The following is a 23,121-nucleotide window of genomic DNA, read 5'->3' on the forward strand; positions in this document are numbered from 1 at the left end:
TGGCTGCCACTCCCGATAGAAAGGGGGTGAGAATATTGATTGAGGCAGTCATCTTTCTATTCCTGGTATTGTTTGTACAAGCAATCTGGGATAGAAAGAAAGTAAGGCGAGTCCTCAGAAAACTCGCCTTACGTGCTGCAAAATGGTTCTCGGATTAAGAGAACCGCAATATTCTTGAGGGGGTGAAAATCCCCTCACCCTATACAGTATTATACAGGATTCGTTGAAATTATGCTACTACATATGAATCTCAACCATCGCTATTCATTTCACAAACAACTTCCGCTCAAAATCCGTCAACGTTTCACATCCGTTCTCCGTCACGCGAAACGTTTCGCTCACTTCGATACCTGAATCACCGATCCATAGTCTCGGGATCATGTGAAAGGTCATGTTCGGTTTCAGCACTGTCCGATCCCCTTGTCGAAGATTCGCGGTATGGCTTCCCCAATCGGGCGGGTAATTGGAACCTACGGAATAACCAAGGAAGGTATCTTTTAAAACGCCGTGTTTTTCCACTGACCGTCGCCAAGCCGCTTCAATTTCTTCGCAGGTTGCTCCCGGTTGAATCGTATCAAGCGCAGCGTGCAACCCTTCTACACACCGTTTGGCACCGTCTTTGATTTTGGCCGGTGTCTCTCCGGTCGCGATTGTGCGTGACAGTGGCGCGTGGTACCTGGAAAAACAGCCCGCCAGCTTTAAAATGGCAAAATCATTGGCGTGAAATTTTCGGTCGCTCCACGTAACATGAAGCGCGCTCGTATCGTCTCCCGATGGAATTAACGGGGCAACCGCCGGATAATCGCCGCCAAATGCTTCTGTCCCGGCGATTAGTTCATGATAGATATCGGCCACGACTTCATTTTCCCGCGCGCCGACATCTATCTTTTCAAGTCCTACGGTCATCGCATTTTCTGCCAATGTTGCCGCCTTTTTCATATAGTCGATTTCTTGATCGGATTTAACGAGGCGAACCCAATTGACGAGCGCATTTGCGTTCTTGAGGGTTGCGTTCGGCAATGCGTGTTTCAATGCTTCATAGGTTGTGGCCGTGAAGTAATACATATCCATTTCCACACCGATGGGTCGGTTGGATTTGCCCGTGAGATGAACGAGCCTCGCAAAAAAATCCATCGGATGCTTTTCGTCGGAATGATAATATTCCTCCGGGCAGGGAATGATGTTTTTTTCATTCATCCAGGCTGTTATATGCGCGCCATTCACATCTTGATCCCTCCCGATCCACATCGGCTCCTCTTCATCTATGCTCACGACGACGATTTGACCGACATAAAACGTCCAAGCATCATAGCCGGTGAGATAATTCATATTCGCCGGGTCGGAAATGAGCAAGACATCGATGCCTTGATCCTGCATCTTTTTTTTCGTATGATAAAGCCTTTCCTTGTATTCGGATATTTCAAATCGGAAAATTCTTTTGCCTCCTCTATTGGTAATAAGTGTCCTCTCCTCTATGCCATTATCCCGGTGATAAGCGCCCATGATTCCGGAAATTAGATATCGGAAGCCGGAAGTCGGAAGACCCTGCAAAAGCCTTTTCCGACCTCTGAAATCTGATCTCCGTCTAAGCGGGCGCTAACACCCCGAGTGGTTTAACTAACCATCAGAGGGGCTCTGATGGAAGTTTCACTTTATAAAACAGCTATATGAGAGAAATTCCTTCTTATACCGAAAAAATAAACCTATATGGCGCAAAAAAATAATGTGAGCTTGAGATTAGGATTCCCGCACAAACTTGATCAGTCGAATCGCACCGGCAACGTTCGCAACAATGCTTGCGGCTAAAATCATCAGCCATAGTAACATATTCATGTCGGGGAACCAGAGTAAAAGGAAAAGTAAAACGAAGCCGGTAAACATCAAAAGCATACCGTTTCGAAGTAAGGGGTCGATCGGGCATCAGTCCTTCATTCGTTTTATCTGGATTATAACATGTTTGCAAATCCATCGATCAACATTATAATTATGGCAGGCCTATCGCAAGGAGGGTACGTATGGCAGAGGAACAGAAAAATAAATTGTTTTCCTGGGTTGATATCGTTGTGATTGTACTGTTCGTTTTTTTGCTCATCACGATGGATTTTAACAACATGACCATGATGAATTGGTTCGCGATTGTTATCTTTGGCGTTTATGTTCTTCTTTTCTTTATAAAATTTTTTTTGGATCGAAAAATAAGTGAATAGCGTGGCAAATGAGTATGGCGGCATCTTTAATGCTGCATGCTCTTTTTTTATGCTTGAAAAGTATCCCTTGACGCTCAATTCTCATATAATATATAATCCTTATAAGATTGGTTGTGATTATTTTTTATGTAAAGAGAGGGTTTCTGATGAAGGTGAATTTGGAGCAAGTAAATAAAACGTTTCCCAAGGGTAAAAATAATTCGCTCCACGTCCTTCATGATATAGATCTCAAGATTGAAGCCGGGGAGTTTGTCTCTTTGTTAGGGCCTTCGGGCTGCGGGAAATCTACGATTTTAAACTTAATCGCCGGTTTGGACAGTCCTACGTCGGGAGAGGTTCATGTGAATGACAAAAAAGTAAAAGGGCCCGGGACGGATCGAGTGGTCGTTTTTCAACAAGGCGGTTTATTTCCGTGGATGAACGTGCTGGATAACGTTACATATGGATTGCTTTTAAAAAAAATGAGCAAAAAAGAAGCGGAAGAGAAGGCAATGGAAGGGTTGCGCATGGTACATCTCGGCAACTTTACGAAAGCTTATCCCCATGAGCTCTCAGGTGGAATGAAACAACGGGTGGCGATCGCGCGTTCGCTCGTTATGGATCCTGACGTGCTTTTAATGGATGAACCGTTTGCGGCACTTGATGAACAAACACGGATTATTTTGCATCAAGAGCTTCAGGAAATTTGGCAAAAGACCGGAAAAACGATTCTTTTTATTACCCATAACATTCGTGAAGCATTGACGCTTTCGGAACGCGTGTTATTAATGAGCACAAGACCGGGGGCGATAAAAAAAACATTTACCGTACAGGCGGCACGGCCGAGGGATCCGTCCGACAGCGTACTAGTAAACTTGGAAAAACGTGTCATGAGTGAACTGGAAGAAGAGATGGAGAAAGTGTTGAAGGAGGAGTTTGGGGATGATTACCGTTTTAAGACGAGTGCTGTTCGTGATCGTGATCGTGACCATATGGGAGATCATATCTAAAACCAACCTATTCCCAACCTTCATGTTTCCTCCGCTCTTGATCCCGAATGACCCGGGCGGGGTCACTGTATTAGGCACGCTTGTGGATGGATTAATCACCGGACAAATCATTGAAGCGACAAGCGTGACCCTCGGGCGCCTATTGATAGGATTTTCTATTGCCGTTGTATTAGGGCTTACGTTTGGGTTTTTAATCGCCCGTTTTAAATGGGTGGATGACACTTTAGGTTTTTTTGTGACTGCCTTGCAGTCCATCCCGAGTATCGTCTGGTTTCCACTCGCGATCGTCTGGTTCGGGCTCGGGAACTTGGCCATCCTGTTTATCGTCGCGATTGGTGCGACATGGACAATGACGGTGAATGCCAGTACCGGATTTAAAAATGTACCCAGTATTTATTTGAATGCAGCGCGCACGCTCGGGTCTTCCGGTACTCACTTGGCGCGAACGGTCATTTTACCGGCGTCGGTGCCGCACATTATTTCCGGCCTTCGCGTCGCCTGGGCATTTGCTTGGAGAGCGATTATGGCCGGTGAATTATTCGGCGCCGCCGGCGGTCTAGGCTATCTTTTGGATATGGGACGATCATTGCAAGCGATGGATCTTGTGCTCTCGATTATGATCGTAATCGGAATCATCGGAACGATCATTGACAATCAAGTCTTCTTAAGAATGGAGCGTAACGTCTCGAGAAAATGGGGCGTCGGAACTTAAATGGAAAGGATGAGCGACATGAAAAAAATAATGGCCGGCTTTGGTGCTTTTCTTTTATTGGGAGCCGCCGGGTGTGGGGGCGGTTCAGAAGAAAACGCCGATGAAGTTCGTATTGGCTATTTTCCTAACTTCACGCATATTACAACGGTCGTGGCTTTGGAAAATGGTTATTTTCAAGAAGAGTTCGGAGAAGACATTAACATAGAAACGTCGACATTCCCGGACGGCAGTGCGTTTATGGAAGCCATGTCCACACAGGATTTTGACATCGGAACGGTAGGCCCTTCACCGGCAACGACAACGTATCAGCGCAACCCGGAACATGAAATCATCGCCGGAGCCGTTAACGGCGGAGCTGTTCTCGCCACGCGAGAAGGCGCGGGGATCGAGAGCGTCGAAGATCTTGATGGCATGAGTGTCGCGATCCCCACCATCGGTTCCACGCAAGACATCATGTTGCGGGAAACATTAAGCGAAGTTGGATTGGACGTTGAGGATTCAGATGGAACGGTTAGTATGTTGCCGCAAGCGCCTGCGGACACATCGACACTGTTTTTACAGGATGACGTGGATGCAGCCGCCACCCAGGAACCGTGGGGCGTGTATTTGGAAAATCAAGCAGATGCTGATATCCTCCTTGATGAAGAAGAATTCGCCTGGGGAACAGCGTCAACGACAACAGTCGTGACCGCCCGCAATGCATTTACGGAGGGAAATCCGGATTTAACCGAGGATTATTTACGCGCGCATATACGCGCGATCGAATTTATTGAAGAAAATCAACAAGAAGCCGTTGAAATTTTCATTGATCACATCGAAGATATAGCCGGAAATGAACTTGACTACGAAGAAACAATGGAAGCTAGCGACCGACTGAACCCAACATATGAAATCAACGAAGAAGTCCTCCAAGAAATGGCCACCATCAGTTACGAAGCCGAATACATGCAATCGGACGATATTGAAGGATTAGTGAACCGAGCGTTTTTAGAAGCGGCTTTGGAAGAGGAATAGGAATGGAGAGACCCCTGGCTTTGAGAGAGTCGGGGGGCTTTTTTGCAGGAAGCGGGGGAATCTGCCGTGAAAGTGACAGTATCGTGAGAAAAGTACCAGATTATCACGTAAAAGTACCAGGTTCTATCTGCCAACTTCGTTGGTACTGGAGGTATTGCAACTTAAAGTTCATCTGTAAAGTATATAACCTGTTCATACAATTTCTTCGAAACACGAAAATTATTCGCAATTAAGAGATGAAGGTGGAGCTTAACTTCTTTAATTATTCCTTCTTCTTTTGCTAAGAGTAATATTCCTACAGTACCAATTGGCTGTAATAAAAGTGTTTCAGCTAATTTTCTAGCAGCTAAATCATCAAGGATCACATCCTTAACATCTAGCTCCTTTGCAGATATCATTACTTCAATTTCTCCGTAATGAAGTTTGCCATACAATTTTTTGACAGCTGCTTGATCATTTACCTCATAGCGTTCAAAAACATTATTTGATAAATCAGGAGTCATTTTGTTATCAATATTTTTAGCAGTTATTTCAAACCAAACCGCTTCCGGGATATAAATCTTATTGAAAAGCATAGGAAGAATTGTTAAACAATTAATTTTAGACAAGGCAATAATCGGGCTTGCGTTACACACAATGTTCGACCATTAATGAATAACTGTTCTCCATTATTTTTATAAGCTTTGAAGGATGATATCACGAGCAATTATAAAAAACTCATTCGTAACATTGTTCGGTATACTTTTTTCGTATTAGCACAATCAATTTTCTAAAAAGAGCATGAAATATGATTGAAACAAGCAAGATAAGGGAAAGCAGAAGTAAGAGATGACATAGCCCTGAGGAGGTTTTTTCATGGGAATGAATGTTACACAGAAATTGATCAGCGATCACCTTGTTTCCGGAGACATGAAACAAGGCGAGGAGATTGGCTTGAAAATTGATCAGACGTTAACACAAGATGCAACCGGTACGCTCGTGATGCTTGAGCTTGAAGCGATGGGCATCGATCAGGTGAAAACGGAAGTATCGGCACAGTACGTCGACCACAACTTAATTCAGGAAGACCATAAAAATCCCGATGACCATTTGTTTTTGCAAAGCGCGACGCAACGATTCGGCATCCACTTCAGCAAAGCCGGCAACGGGGTAAGCCACCCTGTGCACATGCAACGGCTCGGCAAGCCGGGGAAAACGCTCTTAGGTTCGGATAGTCACACGTGTGCTGCCGGTTCTCTCGGAATGCTCGCCATCGGTGCCGGCGGGATGGAAGTCGCCATGGCCGCAGCCGGTAAACCATTTTATGTAAAAATGCCGCAAGTATGGGGCGTGAAGCTTACCGGTGATTTGCCGGATTGGGTGAGCGCAAAAGATGTGATCCTTGAATTGTTGCGTCGCCATGATGTCAAAGGCGGAAGCGGAAAAATTATTGAATATTACGGACCCGGCGTGAAAAAGCTTTCGGCGATGGATCGTCACGTGATCGCCAACATGGGAGCAGAACTCGGGGCCACGACGTCAGTCTTTCCATCGGATGAAAACGTCAAAGACTTTTTGAGAGCCGAAGAACGCGGGGATGACTGGACTGCATTGGAAACAGACGCGGATGCCACGTATGACATTGATGAAGAGATCAACATGTCCGAATTGGAGCCGTTGATTGCGAAGCCATCCAGCCCTGGCAATGTCGTACCGGTTCGGGAAGTCGCGGGCGAGCCTGTCTATCAAACGTATATTGGTTCCTCTGCCAACCCGGGTTATCGCGATTTCGCGATTGTGGCGCAAATTGTTAAAGGTCGCACAATCGCCGAGGGGGTATCCCTTGATGTGAATCCCTCTTCCCGACAGACGTTATCGGATCTTATTAAAACGGAAAACTTATTTCACTTAATCGATTCCGGCGGCCGCTTGCACCAGGCCGGCTGCAACGGTTGTATTGGCATGGGGCAGGCGCCTGCTACCGGAAGAAACAGTTTGCGTACGGTTCCGCGGAATTTCCCAGGTCGTTCGGGAACGCGAGAAGACAGCGTCTTTTTATGCAGTCCCGAAGTGGCAGCAGCCGCTGCCTTAACAGGAAAAATCACCGATCCGCGTGATCTTGATATGGATTACCCAACCGTCGATATACCGGAGCCGACCATCAACAATGACTTGCTGGATGAGCCGCTTCCTCTTGAGCAAGCACGGCAAGTCACGATTGAAAAAGGACCGAACATCGCGTCGATTCCGGATTTTGATCGGCTCCCGGATGAATTAGAAATACCGGTCGGGCTTAAAGTCGACGACAATATTTCCACCGACGAAATTCTTGCCGGTGGCGGACGGGTGCTCCCTTATCGCAGCAATCTTCCGGAAATCAGCAAGTTCACCTTTGAAAAAGTCGATGAATCCTATTATGACCGAGCAATGGACTTAAAAGAACAGGGCGGTCACGCGATCATCGGAGGCAGCAACTACGGGCAAGGTTCCAGCCGTGAACACGCTGCGCTTGCACCGCGGTTTTTAGGACTTCGTTTCGTCATCGCGAAGGACATCGCCCGTATCCATTGGCAAAACCTCCCGAACTTTGGTGTATTGCCGCTCACGTTTGTTAATGATGCCGATCACGATAAAATCAAGCATGGCGATGTACTCAAGCTGACGAACTTACGGCAATCCATCCAACAATCGAACAAAATCAACGTCGAAGTCAACGGAAAAGAAACAATCGAAGCCCAACACGCCCTCTCCGATCGCCAGATCGAAATTATGCTCGAAGGCGGCTTGATTAACTGGGTGAAGAAGGGTGAAGTAACGAATTAAGAAGGACTGTAATATAGGTGGCCAATCCCAGGGGAGGGGTTGGTCATTTCTTTAACATGCATACAAATGGACGGAGCGGCGTAGAGTTCAAAAAGTCACCAATTATATTTTTCAAGAAAGGATTTTAACTATGTCCGATCAAACTTTTCAAAATCGTTTGTATGAAAAAGACGAAAAATATATGTGGCATCATCTTAAACCTTATCAAAAAGAGCAAAAGCCCATGGTGATCGAACGTGCAAATGGCGCCTGGATCACGGATATTGAGGGAAACAGTTATTTGGACGGGATGTCGGGCCTTTGGTGTGTAAACGTTGGCTACGGACGTGATGAAATGGTTGAAGCAGCGACTGAACAACTTTATAAAATGCCTTTTCACCCGCTGATGAACAGTCATGTTCCCGGCATTCAACTGTCTGAAAAGCTCAACCATTGGCTTAAAGGCAATTATCGGATTTTCTTTTCCAATAGCGGTTCGGAAGCGAACGAGACTGCCTTTAAAATTGCCCGGCAATATCATCATCAAAATGGTGAACCCGGGCGTTATAAATTTATTTCGCGTTATCGTTCGTATCACGGGAATACATTTGGATCACTTGCCGCCACGGGCCAGGCGCAGCGAAAGTATCGCTATGAGCCGCTTGCACCCGGATTTATTCACGTACACGCGCCGGATGAATATCGTGTTCCTTCCGGACAGACCTATGAGGAATGGAGCTTGGAGTGTGCCCACATGATGGAAGATACGATCTTATGGGAGAGACCCGAGACTGTGGCGGGGGTGATCATGGAACCGATGATCACCGGCGGTGGTGTGCTTATCCCTCATCCATCTTATGTGAAAAAGGTTGAAGAAATTTGTAAAAAATACGGCATCCTTTTCATTAATGATGAAGTTATCTGCGGTTTTGGGCGCACAGGAGAAAATTTCGGCTATCAACATTATGGCGTTGAACCGGATATTGTCACGATGGCGAAGGGGATTACGAGCGGTTATTTGCCGTTAGCCGCCACAGCTGTGAAACAAGAACTATATGAACCTTTCAAAAGTGAAGAGGAAAGCGATCACTTTCGCCATGTGAATACTTTTGGGGGACACCCGGCCGCTTGTAATCTCGCGATTAAAAATCTCGAGATCATGGAAGCTGAACAATTAATCGATCGTTCGAAAAAACTCGGCGCGAAGTTGAGAGAAGAGATTCAGCCTTTGGAGGATCACCCTAATGTCGGTAATATTCGCCAAAAGGGCTTACTTTTCGGCATTGAGCTCGTGAAGGATAAAAAAACGAAGGAACCGGCTTCTTCGGAGATGGTGGGGGAAAAGGTTGCTCAGTGCAAATCGAAGGGGCTGATTATTAGCAAAAACGGAGATACTGTCGCTGGTTATAGCAATACATTAACAATGGCACCTCCTCTAAGCATGACCGACGATGATGCGACAATGATTGTGCGGACATTGAAAGAGGTTTTTCAAGAGTGAATTAAAGAAGTAACCACCTCTGGACGCAATTACTTAAGGGTGATTATTTCTTCTGAAAAAAGGTGAACAAAGCAGTTGGAGGGTCAATGTTCTGTTGGGAGACCGTTGGTGTTACCCCGCTCTCGGTCTTTTTAAGTTTTTGGCTTTTCTATTGTAAGTATACTACGGTAAAGGGCATATATTCAACGCTTTTAAGATCTACTCAATAGGGATTCGCTTTCCGCTTTTTGGATGAAAAAAATGTGCTTTGCTCATGTCAAATCCAAGTTCGATTTTGTCGCCTTGGGTAATATTGCTTCGCGGATTTACGGTGGCGGTGATTTCTTGGTTGCCGATTGTTGTGTAGAGGATAGCCTCTGAACCGGTGAGTTCTGCAACGTCAATCGTAACAGCTGCTTTGGAATCTGGCCATGCGTCCAGGTCATAGTGTAAATCCTCCGGGCGTATGCCCAAGATGATTGCTTGCCCTTCATATTTTTTCAAGTCATCGATTCGTTCTTCGGGAAGTTTAAAAGAAATCTGATCAGCACAGCAGAAATGGCGGTCTTGTATTTTTCCTTCTAAAAAAGTCATGGAAGGAGAACCAATAAAGCCAGCGACAAAAGTGTTCTCCGGATAAAGATACACTTCTCTGGGTGTGCCGATTTGTTGGATGCAACCATCTTTCATAACGACGATACGCGAGGCCATCGTCATGGCTTCCGTTTGGTCATGGGTGACGTAGATCGTTGTCGTTTTCAATTGCTGGTGGAGTTTAGTGATTTCCGTGCGCATTTGTACTCTTAATTGCGCATCCAAATTCGATAACGGTTCATCCATTAAAAACACTCTAGGGTTACTCACCATCGCGCGACCCAATGCTACCCGTTGTTGTTGTCCACCGGAAAGGGCGTTGGGTTTTCGCTCTAAATAGTCTTCCAGACCAAGGGTGCGACTGGCATTATACACGCGCGCTTTGATTTCTCTTTTTGAGAAATTCTGTAATTTCAAGCCAAAAGCCATATGATCAAAAACATTCATGTGTGGATACAAAGCATAGTTTTGAAAAACCATAGCTGTGTCACGGTCTTTGGGCACGACGTTATTGACGTATTTTTTATCAATGAACAGGGAGCCTTCCGTAATTTTTTCTAGTCCCGCGACCATGCGAAGCATCGTTGATTTTCCACACCCCGACGGCCCGACTAAAACGACGAATTCTTCATCGGCAATCGCCATATGAAAGTCGGAAACCGCGGTTATATCTTCGTGGAAGCGTTTGTATATATGATCGAATGTGATTTCTGCCATGCTCTGGACCCTCCCGGAGGTTTTTTGCAGGTTGATAGCGATGGAGAACAAATGATTCATAGTTATGGTGCCCGAAGCCGGTTGTGGGGAGATTTTACGGTCGTCATAACTGGTTCATGGATCCCTAACCCGGGGTCCTGAGTCAAATACGGTCACCATGGCTGTTTCATGGAGCCCTAACTCGGGAGTACGAGTCGATTACGGTCGCCATGACCGCTTTATGGCGACCGTCATCAGGAAATTGCCGGTCATACGGTCGCCATGAGCCCTCCTAACATTCCGACCGATACCACTCACCCACCGCCCTAAAAGTATCCGGCATCACTTTGACAATCTCCGAGGCTGTCATCGTCTCCAGCGGCATCCCTTGCTCGTACAGCTGATCCGCGCTATATCCGTGCAAATAAACAGCGGTGGAAATTGCCGGTTGCATCCCCTCATAACGGGCGACAAACGCGAGGATCATGCCGGTGAGTACGTCACCCGACCCGCCTTTCGCCAGGCCGGCGTTGCCGGTATCGTTGATCCACGTTTCCCCGCTCGGGGCTGCAACAATCGTGCAAGGCCCTTTGAGCACGACATACACCCCGTGCTCGCGTGCAAACGTTTCCGCGACCTCGAAGCGACGACGATTCACCTCACCCGGCGTCTCATCAATCAACATCGCCATCTCTCCCGGGTGTGGCGTGATAATGAGCGGATGTTCACGCTCCTGTACATTTTCAAGCATATCGGCCAACACGTGCAAGCCATCGGCGTCGACGATGAGCGGGCCTTCAAAATGGTCGACAAGGGCCGCCAGTGTTTCCCGCCCCTTGGCGTCGAAGCCAATGCCGGGTCCGATCGCGATCCCGTCTTTATTTTCATAAAAGGATTCAATTTTATCATCGCGGGCAAAATAAGTGGCTTCCGCAACATGAGCGGCGACCGTGGGGATCACCGCTCGAGGGGTGTTGACGATTGTTAAGCCTGCGCCGGCATTCACCGTTGCCCCCGCGGTTAATGCGGCTGCCCCCGGCATCGTTTCGCTCCCCGCGATAATCCCGACTTTCCCGTGGCTGCCTTTATGGGAATCGGCCGATCGCAACGGCCAATGGTTAACGACATCCGCCGCTTTCCAGACATAACGCTTCGTTTGGACGGTGTTTGCGATGGCAAGCGGAGGGATCCCTATGGGCGCGACCTCCGTTAATCCGTAAAACCCTCGCCCCGGATACGTGTAGTGACTCAGCTTCGGTTGCTGCAAGGTAATGGTGCGGTCGGCCACAAGCGCGCCCTCAGGCACCGGGCGGTCATCGCCGGGCACCCCGCTCGGCAAATCGACAGCCACGACGGCCGCCCCAGCTTCGTTGACTGCCTGAATAATCCCGCGGTACGGCTCCCTGATAGCTCCGGAAATCCCGGTCCCGAGCAAAGCGTCAACGACAACATCCGCTTTTTGAAAATAAACCGGATCAAACGTTGCCCATGTGTACCCGGCCTGCTCGTACAATTCTTTATGCCATTTTGCGTCGCCTTTCAATTTTTCTTCGGGAGGAATCAGGCAAACGTCAACGGACCGGTCCAAACTTTTAAGTGTACGGGCGATGACGAAACCGTCGCCTCCATTGTTGCCGGTTCCGATCAATACGAGAAAACGTTCATCGGCATCGTAATGGGCAAGCAATCGCTCGCTGACCGCCCGTCCGGCGTTTTCCATTAACATCGCTCCCGGCATGCCAATCTGTTCGATCGCATAGCGGTCCACGTTCCCCATTTCTTCTCCGGTTACGATTCGCAAGAAATTAAGCCTCCTTATTGTTCAACGAGAAATCCTTTTGTTTTTAACGCCTGTTTTGCCTCTTCGATTGCTTGCTCATCGTCGGCTTCCACCATATGAAGGTGCACTCCGTCGGTGAGATCAGCAAGTAACGACGCTTTTTGTTCATCCATCAACTGTTGAAACCGTTCCACATCTTTGCGGCTCTTAATCATTAATTGCCCGGAAAGTTCCCCGTAAGCAGCGTGCTCCACGCTTACGTTTTTGACGAGCACGCCGTGGTCGACGAGAATATTTAATTCCTCCGCCATTTCCGCTTTCGTATGTCGACAAGCGATGATGCTCGTCTCTTTTTCTGTGTCGGTTTGAGGTCGATTATAAAGGTAACCTTGCGGGGTGGCGATAATCGGATGATTCGCCGCTTTTAACAGCGAGATGTCTTGGACGATGACTTGCCGGCTCACCCCGTGCTTTTCTGCCAACGCCCCGCCTTTTAGCGGCTCGGTTTCTTCTTTTAACGCATCGGCGATTCGCTTGCGGCGTTCATCGCCGCTTATTTTTTTATCGTTGGGCATCTTTCGCCCTCCTTGATCGAATGTTCGTCAATTGCATCGCCGCCTCTTCGATTTCCGCAAAGCTTGTCTCATGGCCGAAGGAAAGACGGACGAATGTGCGCGCCGTGTCAGGGCTATGGCCGAGGGCAAGCAACGTTTCCGAAGGTTGGTCATCCCCGCTTCGACAGGCACTTCCGGTCGCGATCGCTATTCCCTCTCGGTCACACGCGAGCATCGCCTCCTGCCCTTCCATTTCCGGCAAAAGAAGTCCGAGAATGTAAGGCGATTGCTTTTCCGGCGCGATTTCCCCGAGCACCTGGAAATCGACCGGCAACTGTTCTGCCATTTTAGCACGTAACGCATCTATATGTGTCCTCGCTTCCTGCCCCATCTGCACATTCGCAGCTTCGGCAAACGCCGCGATTGCAGCCACATCCGCGGTGCCCGAAGGAAGGCCGTTGTTTGGTTCAACCATTTTGGAAAAAAAGACAGCCCCAAGCCCTTTCGGGCCATGAATTTTATGAGCGGCCGTGCTGATCGCCGATAACCCGGCTTCTTGCATGGGAATATGAATTTTCCCGTAAGACTGCACACAGTCACTATGGAAAGGAACATCGGCGCGGGCGAGCACCGTGCCGATGGCACGAATATCGCGGATGGTACCGATCTCGTGCTGAACGTGGGCAAATGTCGCGAGAATGGTGTCCGGTTTTATTCGCGTTTCTACGTCCCTCGGGTGAATGTTTCCGTATGGATCGACGGGAACGTTTTCCACATGAAGTGTCGGATATTGCTCGTCGAGGCTGCGCAAATAATCTCGAATCGAAGGGTGCTCCGTACGGCATGTAAGGATATGCCCTTGAAATTGGTTGGCGCTTAAGAATCGATGGATGGCGTGTTCGTTCGCCTCCGATCCGCTGCGGGTGATGGTGACACTCGCGTCACCCATTGATTTGCTCAACGTGGAAAGCGCTGCATGCAAGACATCGGCAGCGTCCGTTCCTCGAGTGTGAAGGCTGTTGGCGTTTCCATAATAATTGCCGGAAACGTCCCGGTAAACGTGAAGCGCTTCCGGCCCCATCGGCGTTGTAGCCGCATAATCCAAGTATATCATGATTTTTTTATCCTCTCTTTTAAAGAATCTATATTTCTATCTTGTCACGCCTTATGTTTTATGTAAAGATAAGTGTAAAGACACTTCGCTGAATGATGTGAAGTATTGAGCAAACATATACACAGGGAGCGAGATGAATGTGAAGATGAATCCACTGAAAGTGAAAGAAAAGGTACAATCATTTTTTATCGAAGACATCGGCGAGCGTGATGTCTCCACGGGTTGGTTGCAGGACGAAACGACTACGGTTGACGTGACCGCCAAACAATCCGGAACCCTCGCGGGCATAGATCTATTGTCGATTGGGTATTCATTATTGGATGAAAAGATTGATGTAACCATCCATAAATCTGACGGGGATAGGCTTAATGAAGGGAATCTTCTCGCGCGAATTAAAGGGCCGGCAGCGTCTGTTCTCAGTGGCGAACGCGTACTTCTCAATCTTATTCAGCGGATGAGTGGGGTTGCTACGGCGACAGCACAGGCGGTAAATGACCTGAATGATCCCGAGATTTGGATTTGTGACACCCGTAAAACAACACCGGGGCTGCGAATGTTCGAAAAATACGCCGTTCGTTGCGGGGGTGGTGCCAATCATCGGTATGGTCTTTACGACGCGGTGATGATTAAAGACAACCATATTGACGCTTGTCGGGGTTCCATACATGTAGCGGTACAAAAAGCAAGAGCAACCGTCGGCCCACTTGTGAAAATCGAAATAGAAACCCGAAACGAACAGGAGGTCTTAGATGCTGTTTCTGCTCAAGCCGATGTGATTATGTTTGACAATGCTGATCCCGCCACCATTCGCAACTGGCAGCGCCACGTTCCGAAAACGATCATGACCGAGGCTTCCGGGGGCATTACTCCTGATACTCTCCCCGATTATAACGGGTGCGGCGTAGACTTCATCTCGCTCGGTTATGTCACCCATTCCGTTCAAGCCTTGGATATCAGTATGAATCATACGAAGGAGGAAGCACGTCATGTCTTTACTTGATGCCATAAAAAAAGAGGCAATGCCTGAAAAATACCAAAAAATAGATGAACAAACGTTGCAGGCACGTGCTTGGGAAGCACGGCAAAAACTTGGTGAGCGCTTATTTATCCCGGGCCATCACTATCAGCGTGATGAAATCATCGCCTTCGCTGATGCCAGCGGGGATTCATTACAATTGGCGCAACGTTCAGCAGCAACCGCTGCCGATTACATCGTCTTTTGCGGTGTGCATTTTATGGCTGAAACGGCAGATATTTTAACGACAGATAGCCAAAAAGTAATATTGCCCGATATGCGCGCCGGTTGTTCCATGGCCGACATGGCAGACATCCATCAGACTGAACGTGCATGGGAAGCGCTCACCGACCAGTTTGGCGATACGATCTTGCCGCTCACGTACGTAAACAGCACTGCGGCGATCAAAGCCTTCTGCGGGCGACATGGTGGAGCGACGGTTACGTCATCAAACGCTTCGGGAATGATCGAAGAAGCACTCAGGCGGAAGGAACGGTTGTTATTTTTGCCGGATCAGCACCTCGGCCGTAACACTGCCTATGATCTCGGTATTCCACTCGAGCAGATGATCGTTTGGGACCCGATTCGAGAAACATTTGAAGGGGACGTCCATGATGATATTAAGGTGATTCTTTGGAAAGGTCATTGCTCGGTGCACGAGAAATTCACTGTCGATTATATGGAAAAACTACGTGGGGAATATGAAGACTTGCAAGTGATGGTGCACCCGGAATGTAGTTGGGAAGTCGTTCAGGCTGCGGACCGGGACGGATCAACGAAAAAAATCATTGATACCATTGCCGCGGCGCCATCCGGCACCACTTGGGCGATCGGGACGGAAATGAATCTCGTGCAACGGCTTGCGGATACCCATACGGATAAAACCATTGTGTCTTTAAACCCGAATATGTGCCCATGCCTCACCATGAATCGCATTGATCTTGCTCATTTCACGTGGTGCTTGGAAGAACTCGTGGAAGGCAGGGTCGTCAATCAGATCAGCGTCGATGAAGAGACGGCCACGGAAGCACGAACAGCCCTTGATCGTATGCTTCACACATTCGAAATATAAGGTGAACCCCCTCGATATTTCCCGGGAAATGTCGGGGGATTTTTCGAATCATGGGTCATGGTGTTAATTTCCGAATTAGTAGGGGGATCTTCCGAATGACCGGGAGGTATATCCTGAATAAATCGGATAGTTATTCCGAATCAACCGGATGACATTTCGAATAGATAGCAAGATAGTCTGAATAAGGAACTAGTACAAAATGGTTGAAACAAATGGCCACACCTATAAAAGACGACCATTATACGTCCAACGAAACGGCTTCGCCAGCAATCGATGATAATCATCGACATAGTGCGTCCATCGATAAGCCAAGTCTTCTACGGCATGGAAGCTGGCTCTTGGATTGATTCGATCACGGGATAGATATGCTAAACCAAATGTCAATTTGATTGAGCCATGAGCAGTGTTTCGGTGTATATGAATCGGATGCATGCTTCGGCCTCCCAGCACTCCAACACTCCTATGTCATGCCAATGCTTTCCTTGATTCGGCATAGTTGCTGTGCTTCCTTTCTCATGCCGAAGCCTAGGATGCTTCGACTTTCAAGTATGCCTTTGCGCCTTTGCCCCAATTTCATGCAATGTCGCCCTTTCTTCGACATATTTGTTGCTTTTCGTCCTCGTTCCATGCCGATGCCTTGTTTGTTTCGACTTCCGTACTCGTGCATATGGGTTAAATTGTCCACCTCCCCCTTGGCTCGTCGATTGTTTTGCATAGGGCGGGTGATATCAAACAAACATTTAGGTTTTGGTACCCCAACTGAGGGGGCCATTTATTTTAGCTAGTTCGATCGTGGGTCAGGCATCTTATTTCTAAGGTTCGGATACGTGGAGGATATGATTTCCCGCTACTATTTTCCTAGGCATAAGTGCATGATTGTGGTACAGTTTAAATAGGATAAAATGAAAGGGGAATCACCCATGAATAGCTTCCGGAGTTTTCTGTATAAATTCGCGCGTATTCTCGGGGATGTCAACGCAGTGAAAAAAGGGAGAGTCGGAAAGCGCATCGGGAGACGTGTCGCCGGTCGGGCAACTGGAAAAGGCCTGGGAAAGCTTTTTAAATAGTTAAACGCTAAACATCTGCGCAATGAATTACATGTTCGTGTGTAAATCATTGTGTTTTTTTATTGAAAACAGTCATGGGGAGGGGAAATGATGGAGGAACCTTTTCATAGCAGGGATGTTGCAAAGACAGAGCGGCTATTCACCATTCTTACTTTACTAAGGGAAAATGCGACGGTGACGGCAAGAGAGCTTGCTGAATATTGTCATACGACGGTGCGAACGATCTATCGGGATATGAAAGAGATTGATCAATTGGGGTATCAATACATCACGGAAGGCCAACATGGGTATCGCTTGCTTCAAAATCCAATGTCGCCAACGCGTTATCTGTCGAAAGAAGAATGGCTAGCGCTTACGGTTTATCCGCAAATGTCCCAGGACATGACGGTACGGGACCACCCATACCATCGCGCGTATCATTCCGGCATTGAAAAAATGAAAGAAATTACAAAAGACCGTGATTCCGGAGATGTAACGGCATTAAGGCAGGAACTTGGCAATCGCATTCGGTTTCATGACCAAGCTGGGGAAAAAGATACGAACCGTGTAATGCCGGCGCTTTTTCAATCAATCACGGAAAACCGGATGCTCGAAATCGAATATTACGCCATCTACCGTGATCAAGTTTCGGTCCGCAATATTCACCCTTATTACATTATTCCGCGCAGCGGTCATCTCTATGTCGTCGGTTATTGTGCCACTCGCGAAGACTATCGTATTTTTCGGCTGAATCGCATCCATGCCGCGCGGGTGCTGGATGAAACATTTACGATGGCAGAAGCGTTTGATATTGATGACTATCTATCCGCCCGTTGGTCGATTTTCGCCGACGATGAAGAAGAGACGACGTTCGTCGTACGTTTTCATGAAGACATTGCGCGCTACGTAAAGGAATTTAACTTTTACGCAGATACCGAATTGAGAACCGAAAACGACGGGTCATTACTGCTAACCACGACGTTACAAAGCAGCAAAGAATTTGTTCGTTGGGTGCGCGGGTTCGGTCTTGATGCTGAATTGCTGGAACCTCAATACATACGCGAAGAATTACACAACTTTCACAAACGGCAAAGCGAGCGGTACAAACCGTGATAAGAAGCTCCCGAAATCCTTGCTGGGAGTTCATATATTTTACAGCATAAAATAAATAAATTTTTTTCGCCCCCCTGACAGTAGTTGTCACCTCTCTTCTTATAATAGGAAACAGATCAACGAAATCATTTATAGGGGGAAATGAATTATGAAAAAATGGATGGTAACACTTGGACTCAGTATGACGTTAGTGGCAGTTACTGCCTGTGGGGCGAGTGAAAGTGACCAAGAAGACGGCAATGGAGAAGATCTTTCAGCGGAAGAGAACGAGGCCGAATCAGACGGCAAAGAAGCGGAAGAGGAAAATGATGAAAATGAGGAAGAAGAAAACGAGGCTGAAGAGGAAGCCCTTGAAGAGCAAACATTTGCCGTGGGGGACACGGTAGAACATGACGATTACGGGTTGACGGTGGGCAGTGTAGAGTTTTCTTCGGGTGACGAGATTGACAATCCTGACTCCGGAAACGAGTATGTGATTGTGGAAATGACGATTGATAATGATGGGGACGATACGATATCCTATAACCCCTACCATTTCAGCATTCAAAACAGTGACGGAAATATTACGGATCAGGCATTCACGACGATTGATTCTGATACATCTCTTAGCTCCGGAGACTTGGCACCGGATGGAACTGTTTCGGGGACAGTCGTTTTTGAGGCCCCTGAAGATGATCCGGAGCTGACCCTTATTTTTGAACCTTCCTTTTGGTCAGCAGATGAAGTGCGCATCAATTTAAATGAATAAAAGCAACAAAGGGTCACTGCTCAAAAAAGCAGTGGCCTTTTTTCATCAATGTGGTCATAGCATCCGTATAGACTCAACAACATTGAATTTGAATGTAGAATATAATGGCTGCCAAACATGTAATAATGGAGGTAGATGATGTCTCGACGTATCCCCACATGGCATGGCTTTCGACATTAAATCTGACCTATTTTATGTTATACTAAGAAATACCATTAATGTTCATGAAAGCGAGTGAAAAGCGTATGAGTCTAAATAATCCTGTTCAAGAACGTGTTTTAGTGTGCGTTGATTATGGCCAAACCGGAAGAAGGCTCATTAGAAGAGGGGGCCATCTTGCCAACAAGTTAGGTGCCGAGTTAATCATCCTGATTTTCGATTCGCTTCCAGATGATGAATATGTGTACCATAAAGAAATCGATATCTCCATATTTGAGGAACTGGCAAAAGCATACGATGCAAAAATCATTGTAAAAAAAGCAAAAGCGATCGATATAACAAAAACCATCATCAAAACAGCGAATAGAGAAAACGCCTCCCAAATCATATTAGGCCAAAAGGTGGAAAATGTATGGACCACTGTGTTGGGGCGTTCCATTATTGATGTTTTGTTAAGACAAGTGCCATCTGCAGACCTGCATATTGTGCCAAGTGAGCGTTCCTCTGCTGAAGAGGAATGGATATATGAACTAGGAACAAAAGCATACCTTGTAGAAAACACAGACGGGTCTTATAACCTGCAATTTGAGGAAAATAATGAAGTTAAATTTGAAGGTGTTTTTTTGAAACATAGCCATACCGATTTTGAGAATGGGATATTTGCTTTTCTATCGGAAGATGAGAAAACAATGGAAGTGCGGGTCGAAAAAAGAAAAGTCCATTCGCTTCTCGATATCGATGAGGAGGACGATGGTAACCCTATGTAGTGCAAAGGAATAAAAAAGATAAGCCGTGAACGCTTCTCTAATGTTCCATCAAGCTATTTACCGATACACTTTTCTCTTCTTCCGGCTGATCGAGAGGAAAAATCCGCGCCATGCCGTTATTCTCATCGACGTGTTGAATGTAGATGGGGGTACCTTCATACGTGACATGTTTCATATCCGGGGAGTGTGCAATTTCCTGCGCTCGTTGTTCGTCCAAGCTTTCATGCCTCCTTTTCCCGCTTAGTATGTGTCACCTTTGGAACCTTATGCTGCGTTTTTGGTTCTGAAATAATAGATGACAAGCAGGGCGGCGACCGTAACTTCCGCAAGTGGAACGGCGAACCAGGCCGCGTTTGCGCTGTCAAATAGGAAAGGAAACGTGTAAAGAAAAAGCAACATAAATACAATGCCCCGTCCGGCGGTGATAAGCACCGCTTTTTTGACGTGTCCAATGGATTGAAAGTATGTCATGGCAACAAAATTCAACCCTAAGAAAAGGTACGAGAGAAAAAAGAGTCGAATCCCGGTTGTCGCGAGTTCCGCGACTTCTCCCGGTAAATTTCCGAACACTTGAACGATGATATTTGCACCCGTCTGGCCGAGAATCATGAAAATAAATCCGACCGCTGTTCCTGTCATGAGACTTAAGCGCAACGCCTTTCTTTTTTTCTCTGTAGCATTTGCGCCATGAAAATAACTGATCACCGGTTGCACGCCCTGTCCTAAACCGAGAAACATGAGCAGCATCATCGTGTGCACGTAGTTAATGACGGAAAAGGCAGCTACTCCATCGGTTCCGAGCAGCCATGAAAACGCAACATTGTGCGCGATGGTGAAAATGGAGATGCCTAGTTCCACGAGAAAACTCGGGAACCCGAGTGCAATCGTGATGAAGAACAACGCTTTCTCGAACCGAAACTTCACGAGTTTGAGGTTGTTTTTCTTTTGAAAAAAATGAAGGCTGAGAACGAGTAACCCTAAGCCTGCCGCTATCATGGTCCCGAAGGCGATTTCCCGCAGTCCCCAGCCCAGGATATACAGCATAATGAAATTCATGACAAAATTGGAAACAGCTGTTGTAATCAAGGCGGCCATGGCGAGTGTCGGGCTTCCGTCATTACGGACGAAAATACTGCAAGCGTTCTCCAACGTTAAAATAAGGCCAAACACTAAAAAGACGTTTAAGTATGCGGATGCATAGGGGGCGGTTTCCGCATTGGCACCAAGGGCAAAAACGAGTGGTTCGTTGAAAATCAGCGATGATATACAGACGATAACGGTTAGAGCAATAATTAAAATGACAGAATGGGTGAAAATCTGACGTGCCCGTTCTCGTTCGCCGGCGCCCATCCGTTGTGAATAAAGGGTCGCGCCGCCGACACCGATCCAGATTGATATTCCGACGAAAAGGGTGTACACCGGGCTCGCGAGATTAATCCCGGCGAGCGACAGTGCGCCCAACTTGTTGCCGACCATGACCGCATCCACGACGTAATTCACCGCCATTAACATCATTCCGACCATGGACGGGAATAGGTAACGAAAGAGTACTTTCCGAACGGGTTGTATATCTAAAGGATTCGAAGCTACGGATGTCATTGATAAAGGGCTCCAGTTCATGAATTGTATCTACAACAGTGTAGCATCGAATGGTGATGGATGGAATGAGGCGGGAGAGGATTGGATGCTAACGTGCGATCCCTTGTCCCTTGGACCGAAGCGATGAAAAGAACCCTCAGGCAAAGCCATATACAAAATGCAAACGGATCATTTTTGAAAATTACTGCTCCTCTTCGCTACGATATAAATGTTCTTCCAATTGTTCTCTGATCCATGTTGGAATAGGCTCTGATTTCTTTTCCTCCTGGTTATAGTTCACATAAATCGCTGTTCCTTTCGTGCAAAGGGTACCGTTTTGGTGAATCTCTTCATATAATTCCAGGCTCGATGTCCCGATTCGCTTCACCCATGTGTATATTTCAACATCTGTACCGAAGTATATCTGGCTCCTATAATCAATCGAGACATGGAGGATAATCATTCGCCACTTTTCAAACGAATCATCCGGTGTGAACAATTTAAAAATAGGATTTCGTGCTGCTTCCAACCAGACAGGTAAAGTGGTGTTATTAATATGGCCGACACCGTCTGTTTCAGAAACTCTCGGCTCTATTATTTTTCTGTACATATCTACCCTCCATTTGTGCGAAAAGTCAGCTGGTGAACTACCCACCACTTAAACACTCGCGTGTTTTGAAATGGGGGATTCTTGGGTAATTGCTCCTTTTGATAGCTGACAAAGTATACCAAGCCAACCCTCTTGTTCCAAGAGTTTATATTTATATTAAGTGGTTGCTAATAAGCGCAACCCATCTTTTTTGATATTTAGCGCGGCATTATAATCTCTGTTGAGATTTAGGCCGCAATCGCATTGGTACGTGCGTTCTGATAACGACATTTCTCTCATCGAGCCACAACTTGAGCAAGTCTTCGTAGACGGAAACCATTTATTTATTTTGATAAGTTGCTTCCCTTGCTCTTTTAGTTTGTAACGCAAAAAAGAAGTGAACATCCCCCATCCGTTGTCAGACACGCTGTTACCGAAATTGATGGCTTGTGACATCCCTTTCATATCCAAGTCCTCAATAATCACCGCATCAAAAGATACGGCCAATGCCTTGGATTGATGATGGAGAAATTTTTGCGTTGATTAGCGACTTTTTCTTGTATCTTCGAGACGTTCACACGTTGTTTGTTCCAATTTGAAGAACCTTTTTTTTCGTGAAAGTTTACGCTGTTCAGACGCTAATTTCTCAAGCATTTGCCGATAGAAACGCGGGTAATTGGCTTTCTTACCTGTTTCACTATCGACGAATAGCCCATTCATCGCAAAATCTAAACCTACAACATCTTCAATGGTCCTTATCCTTATCCTTATGCTTAACCTCTTTTTCCACCAGTGGTTAGGCAACAAAAACTTCTTGACCAAAACATTTCTTTCTATAATTTTTTCCGAACATAAGGAAATTTCTTTTTAATAAGCCTTGAACTTGCGCTTTTTTAAGCGTTGATAAATTTGGACAATTCGCTATTAGGCTGTGCTTTGAAAAGAATGTGTATATGGTCACTATCATGATCCCACTCAACCAATGCAATATTATAACGCTCACCCAGCGACACGAATTTATCCATCGATAACCTTTCTTCGATATTTCACGACGAGTACAAGGTGATCATACATCAAGAACACTGAATGGTTGTTACTGTCAAATTTCATTGT

General features: G+C 46.7%; 23 protein-coding genes and 2 pseudogenes. 12 read left to right on the plus strand and 13 right to left on the minus strand.

Annotated features, from left to right (window positions below; genetic code table 11):
- Positions 1–264: 264 nt before the first annotated feature.
- Positions 265–1,434 carry a M24 family metallopeptidase gene (locus DT065_RS13455; protein ID WP_227002816.1) on the minus strand — a complete coding sequence of 390 codons (1,170 nt, stop codon included), beginning with the start codon at positions 1,432–1,434 and terminating at the stop codon, positions 265–267.
- Positions 1,435–2,015: 581 nt separating this feature from the next.
- Here DT065_RS13455 and DT065_RS13460 point away from each other — a divergent pair.
- From DT065_RS13460 to DT065_RS13475, 4 genes are all read left to right on the plus strand, one after another.
- Positions 2,016–2,207, plus strand: coding sequence for a hypothetical protein (locus tag DT065_RS13460; protein WP_114374252.1), 192 nt, complete (start codon positions 2,016–2,018; stop codon positions 2,205–2,207).
- Between the two features lie 146 nt (positions 2,208–2,353).
- A complete protein-coding gene (locus DT065_RS13465; RefSeq protein ID WP_114374253.1) occupies positions 2,354–3,196 on the plus strand; it encodes an ABC transporter ATP-binding protein in 843 nt (280 codons plus the stop codon).
- Positions 3,129–3,908, plus strand: coding sequence for an ABC transporter permease (locus tag DT065_RS13470; RefSeq protein WP_114374255.1), 780 nt, complete (start codon positions 3,129–3,131; stop codon positions 3,906–3,908). Before DT065_RS13465 ends, DT065_RS13470 begins: the two co-directional genes overlap by 68 nt.
- Before the next feature lie 18 nt (positions 3,909–3,926).
- Positions 3,927–4,922: an ABC transporter substrate-binding protein gene (locus tag DT065_RS13475; protein ID WP_114374257.1), complete on the plus strand. Its 996-nt coding sequence runs from the start codon at positions 3,927–3,929 to the stop codon at positions 4,920–4,922.
- Between the two features lie 161 nt (positions 4,923–5,083).
- Here the strand turns inward: DT065_RS13475 and DT065_RS13480 are convergent, their stop codons facing one another.
- Complete coding sequence (locus DT065_RS13480; protein WP_114374259.1) at positions 5,084–5,557, minus strand: PIN domain-containing protein; 474 nt, start codon at positions 5,555–5,557, stop codon at positions 5,084–5,086.
- Between the two features lie 220 nt (positions 5,558–5,777).
- Between DT065_RS13480 and DT065_RS13485 the strand changes: the two genes are divergently transcribed.
- Positions 5,778–7,724: an aconitate hydratase gene (locus DT065_RS13485; RefSeq protein ID WP_114374261.1), complete on the plus strand. Its 1,947-nt coding sequence runs from the start codon at positions 5,778–5,780 to the stop codon at positions 7,722–7,724.
- 130 nt (positions 7,725–7,854) lie between these two features.
- Complete coding sequence (locus DT065_RS13490) at positions 7,855–9,204, plus strand: aspartate aminotransferase family protein (protein ID WP_114374263.1); 1,350 nt, start codon at positions 7,855–7,857, stop codon at positions 9,202–9,204.
- A 198-nt stretch (positions 9,205–9,402) separates the two neighbouring features.
- Here DT065_RS13490 and DT065_RS13495 read toward each other — a convergent pair whose 3' ends face one another.
- The 4 genes from DT065_RS13495 to DT065_RS13510 all read right to left on the minus strand — a co-directional run bounded on the left by DT065_RS13495 (position 9,403) and on the right by DT065_RS13510 (position 13,921).
- Positions 9,403–10,494, minus strand: a complete 1,092-nt coding sequence (locus tag DT065_RS13495; RefSeq protein ID WP_114374264.1) for an ABC transporter ATP-binding protein — start codon at positions 10,492–10,494, stop codon at positions 9,403–9,405.
- A gap of 271 nt (positions 10,495–10,765) precedes the next feature.
- Positions 10,766–12,274 carry an NAD(P)H-hydrate dehydratase gene (locus DT065_RS13500; RefSeq protein WP_114374265.1) on the minus strand — a complete coding sequence of 503 codons (1,509 nt, stop codon included), beginning with the start codon at positions 12,272–12,274 and terminating at the stop codon, positions 10,766–10,768.
- Positions 12,275–12,288: 14 nt separating this feature from the next.
- Positions 12,289–12,828, minus strand: a complete 540-nt coding sequence (locus DT065_RS13505; RefSeq protein ID WP_114374267.1) for a transcription repressor NadR — start codon at positions 12,826–12,828, stop codon at positions 12,289–12,291.
- Positions 12,815–13,921 carry a cysteine desulfurase family protein gene (locus DT065_RS13510; protein ID WP_114374269.1) on the minus strand — a complete coding sequence of 369 codons (1,107 nt, stop codon included), beginning with the start codon at positions 13,919–13,921 and terminating at the stop codon, positions 12,815–12,817. Before DT065_RS13510 ends, DT065_RS13505 begins: the two co-directional genes overlap by 14 nt.
- A gap of 145 nt (positions 13,922–14,066) precedes the next feature.
- On the opposite strand from DT065_RS13510, the gene nadC reads away from it, so the two are divergent.
- The gene (nadC, locus tag DT065_RS13515) at positions 14,067–14,921 is read left to right on the plus strand and encodes a carboxylating nicotinate-nucleotide diphosphorylase (RefSeq protein ID WP_114376313.1); all 855 of its coding nucleotides are present in this window, start codon (positions 14,067–14,069) and stop codon (positions 14,919–14,921) included.
- Complete coding sequence (gene nadA, locus DT065_RS13520; RefSeq protein WP_114374271.1) at positions 14,908–16,008, plus strand: quinolinate synthase NadA; 1,101 nt, start codon at positions 14,908–14,910, stop codon at positions 16,006–16,008. Before nadC ends, nadA begins: the two co-directional genes overlap by 14 nt.
- 222 nt (positions 16,009–16,230) lie before the next feature.
- Here nadA and DT065_RS13525 read toward each other — a convergent pair whose 3' ends face one another.
- The gene (locus tag DT065_RS13525) at positions 16,231–16,440 is read right to left on the minus strand and encodes a hypothetical protein (protein WP_114374273.1); all 210 of its coding nucleotides are present in this window, start codon (positions 16,438–16,440) and stop codon (positions 16,231–16,233) included.
- A 28-nt stretch (positions 16,441–16,468) separates the two neighbouring features.
- Positions 16,469–16,693, minus strand: a complete 225-nt coding sequence (locus DT065_RS13530) for a hypothetical protein (protein WP_160112558.1) — start codon at positions 16,691–16,693, stop codon at positions 16,469–16,471.
- A gap of 235 nt (positions 16,694–16,928) precedes the next feature.
- On the opposite strand from DT065_RS13530, the gene DT065_RS19175 reads away from it, so the two are divergent.
- The 4 genes from DT065_RS19175 to DT065_RS13545 all read left to right on the plus strand — a co-directional run bounded on the left by DT065_RS19175 (position 16,929) and on the right by DT065_RS13545 (position 19,841).
- Positions 16,929–17,075, plus strand: a complete 147-nt coding sequence (locus tag DT065_RS19175) for a hypothetical protein (RefSeq protein WP_193550768.1) — start codon at positions 16,929–16,931, stop codon at positions 17,073–17,075.
- A gap of 90 nt (positions 17,076–17,165) precedes the next feature.
- Positions 17,166–18,167: a helix-turn-helix transcriptional regulator gene (locus tag DT065_RS13535; RefSeq protein ID WP_160112559.1), complete on the plus strand. Its 1,002-nt coding sequence runs from the start codon at positions 17,166–17,168 to the stop codon at positions 18,165–18,167.
- Positions 18,168–18,315: 148 nt separating this feature from the next.
- Positions 18,316–18,915 (plus strand): DUF4352 domain-containing protein, encoded by a 600-nt coding sequence (locus tag DT065_RS13540; RefSeq protein ID WP_114374280.1) that lies wholly within the window; start codon positions 18,316–18,318, stop codon positions 18,913–18,915.
- A 245-nt stretch (positions 18,916–19,160) separates the two neighbouring features.
- The gene (locus tag DT065_RS13545; RefSeq protein WP_114376316.1) at positions 19,161–19,841 is read left to right on the plus strand and encodes a universal stress protein; all 681 of its coding nucleotides are present in this window, start codon (positions 19,161–19,163) and stop codon (positions 19,839–19,841) included.
- 37 nt (positions 19,842–19,878) lie between these two features.
- On the opposite strand, the gene DT065_RS13550 is transcribed toward DT065_RS13545, so the two are convergent.
- The 5 genes and pseudogenes from DT065_RS13550 to tnpA all read right to left on the minus strand — a co-directional run.
- Positions 19,879–20,058, minus strand: a complete 180-nt coding sequence (locus DT065_RS13550; RefSeq protein ID WP_114374282.1) for a small acid-soluble spore protein H — start codon at positions 20,056–20,058, stop codon at positions 19,879–19,881.
- A 47-nt stretch (positions 20,059–20,105) separates the two neighbouring features.
- Positions 20,106–21,440 carry an MATE family efflux transporter gene (locus DT065_RS13555; protein WP_114374284.1) on the minus strand — a complete coding sequence of 445 codons (1,335 nt, stop codon included), beginning with the start codon at positions 21,438–21,440 and terminating at the stop codon, positions 20,106–20,108.
- A gap of 181 nt (positions 21,441–21,621) precedes the next feature.
- Positions 21,622–22,029, minus strand: coding sequence for an acyl-CoA thioesterase (locus DT065_RS13560; RefSeq protein ID WP_114374286.1), 408 nt, complete (start codon positions 22,027–22,029; stop codon positions 21,622–21,624).
- A gap of 156 nt (positions 22,030–22,185) precedes the next feature.
- Positions 22,186–22,764 (minus strand): annotated as a pseudogene (locus DT065_RS13565) (RNA-guided endonuclease InsQ/TnpB family protein); the annotation flags it as partial.
- Between the two features lie 80 nt (positions 22,765–22,844).
- Positions 22,845–23,118: pseudogene (tnpA, locus tag DT065_RS13570) on the minus strand (IS200/IS605 family transposase); the annotation flags it as partial.
- Between the last annotated feature and the right edge of the window lie 3 nt (positions 23,119–23,121).

This window comes from Salicibibacter kimchii (genome assembly GCF_003336365.1).
GTDB classification, from domain to species: Bacteria; Bacillota; Bacilli; order Bacillales; family Marinococcaceae; genus Salicibibacter; species Salicibibacter kimchii.

Excerpts from the sequence above, each read along its gene's own strand:
- DT065_RS13460 (WP_114374252.1), top strand. The coding sequence starts at position 2,016 with ATGGCAGAGGAACAGAAAAATAAATTGTTTTCCTGGGTTGATATCGTT.
- DT065_RS13535 (WP_160112559.1), top strand. The coding sequence starts at position 17,166 with ATGGAGGAACCTTTTCATAGCAGGGATGTTGCAAAGACAGAGCGGCTA.
- DT065_RS13475 (WP_114374257.1), top strand. The coding sequence starts at position 3,927 with ATGAAAAAAATAATGGCCGGCTTTGGTGCTTTTCTTTTATTGGGAGCC.
- DT065_RS13560 (WP_114374286.1), bottom strand. The coding sequence starts at position 22,029 with ATGTACAGAAAAATAATAGAGCCGAGAGTTTCTGAAACAGACGGTGTC.
- DT065_RS13485 (WP_114374261.1), top strand. The coding sequence starts at position 5,778 with ATGGGAATGAATGTTACACAGAAATTGATCAGCGATCACCTTGTTTCC.
- DT065_RS13545 (WP_114376316.1), top strand. The coding sequence starts at position 19,161 with ATGAGTCTAAATAATCCTGTTCAAGAACGTGTTTTAGTGTGCGTTGAT.
- DT065_RS19175 (WP_193550768.1), top strand. The coding sequence starts at position 16,929 with ATGAATAGCTTCCGGAGTTTTCTGTATAAATTCGCGCGTATTCTCGGG.
- DT065_RS13490 (WP_114374263.1), top strand. The coding sequence starts at position 7,855 with ATGTCCGATCAAACTTTTCAAAATCGTTTGTATGAAAAAGACGAAAAA.
- DT065_RS13505 (WP_114374267.1), bottom strand. The coding sequence starts at position 12,828 with ATGCCCAACGATAAAAAAATAAGCGGCGATGAACGCCGCAAGCGAATC.
- DT065_RS13540 (WP_114374280.1), top strand. The coding sequence starts at position 18,316 with ATGAAAAAATGGATGGTAACACTTGGACTCAGTATGACGTTAGTGGCA.
- DT065_RS13525 (WP_114374273.1), bottom strand. The coding sequence starts at position 16,440 with ATGCATCCGATTCATATACACCGAAACACTGCTCATGGCTCAATCAAA.
- nadC (WP_114376313.1), top strand. The coding sequence starts at position 14,067 with ATGAATCCACTGAAAGTGAAAGAAAAGGTACAATCATTTTTTATCGAA.
- DT065_RS13510 (WP_114374269.1), bottom strand. The coding sequence starts at position 13,921 with ATGATATACTTGGATTATGCGGCTACAACGCCGATGGGGCCGGAAGCG.
- nadA (WP_114374271.1), top strand. The coding sequence starts at position 14,908 with ATGTCTTTACTTGATGCCATAAAAAAAGAGGCAATGCCTGAAAAATAC.
- DT065_RS13465 (WP_114374253.1), top strand. The coding sequence starts at position 2,354 with ATGAAGGTGAATTTGGAGCAAGTAAATAAAACGTTTCCCAAGGGTAAA.
- DT065_RS13495 (WP_114374264.1), bottom strand. The coding sequence starts at position 10,494 with ATGGCAGAAATCACATTCGATCATATATACAAACGCTTCCACGAAGAT.
- DT065_RS13470 (WP_114374255.1), top strand. The coding sequence starts at position 3,129 with ATGATTACCGTTTTAAGACGAGTGCTGTTCGTGATCGTGATCGTGACC.
- DT065_RS13555 (WP_114374284.1), bottom strand. The coding sequence starts at position 21,440 with ATGACATCCGTAGCTTCGAATCCTTTAGATATACAACCCGTTCGGAAA.